Source organism: Aquabacterium sp. UBA2148, assembly GCF_002328915.1.
Lineage (GTDB): Bacteria > Pseudomonadota > Gammaproteobacteria > Burkholderiales > Burkholderiaceae_C > Aquabacterium > Aquabacterium parvum.
Genome location: NZ_DCXA01000148.1, coordinates 11,439 through 14,180, shown reverse-complemented (window position 1 = coordinate 14,180; position 2,742 = coordinate 11,439). Strand labels below are relative to the sequence as shown.

General features: G+C 64.2%; 5 protein-coding genes and 1 tRNA gene. All 6 read left to right on the top strand.

Annotated features, from left to right (window positions below):
• On the top strand, window positions 1-469 hold a 469-nt coding region (locus tag B2W70_RS08130), incomplete at its 5' end, for a hypothetical protein (RefSeq protein WP_414631037.1).
• A 54-nt stretch (window positions 470-523) separates the two neighbouring features.
• Window positions 524-1,669 carry a branched-chain amino acid ABC transporter substrate-binding protein gene (locus B2W70_RS08125; RefSeq protein WP_286744609.1) on the top strand — a complete coding sequence of 382 codons (1,146 nt, stop codon included), beginning with the start codon at window positions 524-526 and terminating at the stop codon, window positions 1,667-1,669.
• 30 nt (window positions 1,670-1,699) lie between these two features.
• Window positions 1,700-1,790 (top strand) — tRNA-Ser (locus B2W70_RS08120).
• A gap of 175 nt (window positions 1,791-1,965) precedes the next feature.
• Entirely contained in the window at window positions 1,966-2,208 is a 243-nt protein-coding gene (locus tag B2W70_RS08115; protein ID WP_286744607.1) for a helix-turn-helix transcriptional regulator, read from the top strand.
• Window positions 2,201-2,452: a hypothetical protein gene (locus tag B2W70_RS08110; protein WP_286744605.1), complete on the top strand. Its 252-nt coding sequence runs from the start codon at window positions 2,201-2,203 to the stop codon at window positions 2,450-2,452. The genes B2W70_RS08115 and B2W70_RS08110 overlap by 8 nt, the downstream gene beginning before the upstream one ends.
• On the top strand, window positions 2,449-2,742 hold a 294-nt coding region (locus tag B2W70_RS08105), incomplete at its 3' end, for a hypothetical protein (protein WP_286744603.1). The genes B2W70_RS08110 and B2W70_RS08105, both read left to right, overlap by 4 nt.

Sequence of the window (2,742 nt, the reverse complement as noted above, 5' to 3'; positions counted from 1 at the left end):
CGATGTGCAGGGGCAGGCGAGCGCCCAGCCGGCGGTCAACCCGCCAGCCGGCGCCCCACCTGCGGTGGCCCCCGCGAAGCCTTGGACCGCGGCCTCCCCGGTTGCCAGCGCCCGACCGCCGGTGCCGTTCGACGCCTTGCCGGTGCTGGGTGAAGTGGTGACTTCACCCGCTGCTGAGCCGCTGACGCCGGCGCAGTCACGGTCATTGCCCCAACCGGCGTCGGCCCAGCCCCAGCCGAATGTACCGCCTGTGGTGTCCGAGGCACAACTGGCGCATCGCGTGTTGTCCGATGTGCAAAGGCAGATCGACAGCATGCTGGAGTTCCGCTTGAAAGAAGCGATGGCGCCTTTGCTCGCCCGTCACACCGAAGCCATCGCGCGCGACCTGCGCGATGAACTCAACCGTACCCTCAAGGATGTGGTGGCGCGCTCCGTGGCTCAGGAGCTGGCCAAGCTCCGCCAACGCTGATGTCGCCCGCATCGCATGCACCGATCCAACCCAAAAACTGCCAACGAGGTCCTGATGAAATTGCGTCCGATCCCGTCTTCGCTGCTGGCTGCCGCCGGCCTCATCCTTGCCGGCCTGCCGCTCTCGCAGGCCCAGGCTCAAACCGTGGTGCGCATTGGCCACGTCGGCCCGGTGTCCGGTCCGCAGGCCCACTACGGGCGTGACAACGAAAACGGCGCTCGCATGGCCGTGGCCGAGCTGAACTCGCAAGGCCTCAGCATCGGCGGCAAGAAGGTCAAGTTCGAGCTGGTTGCCGAAGACGACGCTGCCGACCCCAAGCAGGGCACCGCAGCCGCGCAAAAGTTGTGCGACGCCAAGGTCAACGGCGTGGTCGGGCACCTGAACTCGGGCACCACCATCCCGGCGTCCAAGGTCTACAACCAGTGCGGCCTGCCCATGATCTCGCCCTCGGCCACCAACCCCGAGCTGACGCAACTGGGCTACAAAAACGTCTTCCGCCTGCTGGCCAACGACAACGAGCTGGGTGCTGGCCTGGCCCGCCATGCGCAGCAGGTGCTCAAGCTCAAGAAGGTCGCGATCATCGATGACCGCACGGCCTACGGCAAGGGCGTGGCCGAGGTGTTCGCGCGAACCGCGCAGCAGCTGGGCATGGAAGTGGTCAGCCAGCAATACACCAACGACAAGGCCGTGGACTTCATGTCCATCCTCACCGCCATCAAGAACAAGAAGCCTGACGGCATCTTCTTCGGTGGCATGGACCCGCAGGCCGGCCCCATGCTGCGCCAGATGCAGCAGTTGGGCCTGACCAAGGCCTACCTGTTCGGTGGCGACGGCATCTGCACCGACCAGCTGGTCAAGCTCTCCAGCGGTGCTCGCACGCTGGGCAACGTGGTGTGCGCCGTGGGCGGCGCTTCGCTGGACAAGCTGCCTCAGGGCAAGGCCTGGCGCGACAAGTACGAAGCCATGTTCCCCAAGCAGTACCAAGTCTATTCACCCTACACCTACGACGCCACGATGGTGCTGGTGGACGCCATGAAGCGCGCCAACTCGACCGACCCGAAGGTCTACGGCCCCAAGATCGCCGAGGCGGCTTACGCGGGCGTGACGGCCAAGGTGTCGTTCGAGCCCAACGGCGAACTCAAGAACCCGGCCATGACGCTCTACACCTACAAGGATGGCAAGAAGGTCTCGGTCAACTGACGAAACCTGGGCTATACTTGCGGGCTTCACGGAGAGGTGGATGAGCGGTTTAAGTCGCACGCCTGGAAAGCGTGTGTGGGTTAATAGCCCACCGCGGGTTCGAATCCCGCCCTCTCCGCCAACACGCAAACCCAAGTGATTGATTTCACTTGGGTTTTTTGCTTTTCGGGCTGCTGATTTTCTGCCCACCCATCAAAGCTCCCATCAAGGCATTTGACCCCCCCCTCAAATAGGGGGGGTGCGCTTACCTCGGTCGCCTAATTGCACAGTGCCCCTGCAACAACAGGAGAGTACCTATGCAAACCAGTACGGACCACAGAGGTCAAAAGCCGCCCTTGATTCTTGACTGTCCTGACGCCCTGCTTCGGATCAGTGCGGTGCAGGCGCTTACGAGCTTGTCCCGCACGGAGCTGTACAGGCGCGTTCGTGAAGATCGCTTCCCCTGCCCGGTGAAGATCGGTCCGAAAATCTCGCGCTGGCGCACCGGCGACGTGCAGGCATGGCTGCGTGCCCAAACGACTGGGGGTGCTCATGCCTGAAGCCCTCCGCCCCGTTCGCTCTAGGCCCATCGGCTGCGGCCTCGGCTTCTCAGTCGAGTTCGAGGTCACGCCCAGCCCGGGCCCGGTGGTTGCGCTGTCTGCCACCTGGGCACCTCACCCGCCCCAAGGGCGAGCAATGCGCCGCGTTGTTGACCGCTACCGAGCTGCGCGTGCATCCTTCATCGCCGAGCTGCAGCGCAAGACCGGCGCGGCGGATGTCACTGTGATGGAGGTGGCATCTTGACCCGCAAACCTACACCGCACGACTATCTGAAGCGCGACCCCGACGATGCGATGCGTGAGGACTTCGTCGCATTTTCCGAAGACCTTGCCGCCCCGTTCGACCCCGAGGAGTTACCGCAGCCCGATTACGTGGTCAAGGGGCTTCCGTTCTGGTGGGGTGCTACCTTTGATGCGTGGCGTCGCCGCATGCTCGACGACGCCAAGTCACGCGCCCTGGAGCACGATCGGCTGGTCGACGCACGCTTTGCCGTGGCTCGTGCACGCTACGAGGAGGGCCGAAGCCATGACGAA

What these genes read in the sequence shown, in the direction of transcription:
- B2W70_RS08110 (WP_286744605.1), top strand. Translation starts at nt 2,201, where the DNA reads ATGCCTGAAGCCCTCCGCCCCGTTCGCTCTAGGCCCATCGGCTGCGGC.
- B2W70_RS08115 (WP_286744607.1), top strand. Translation starts at nt 1,966, where the DNA reads ATGCAAACCAGTACGGACCACAGAGGTCAAAAGCCGCCCTTGATTCTT.
- B2W70_RS08125 (WP_286744609.1), top strand. Translation starts at nt 524, where the DNA reads ATGAAATTGCGTCCGATCCCGTCTTCGCTGCTGGCTGCCGCCGGCCTC.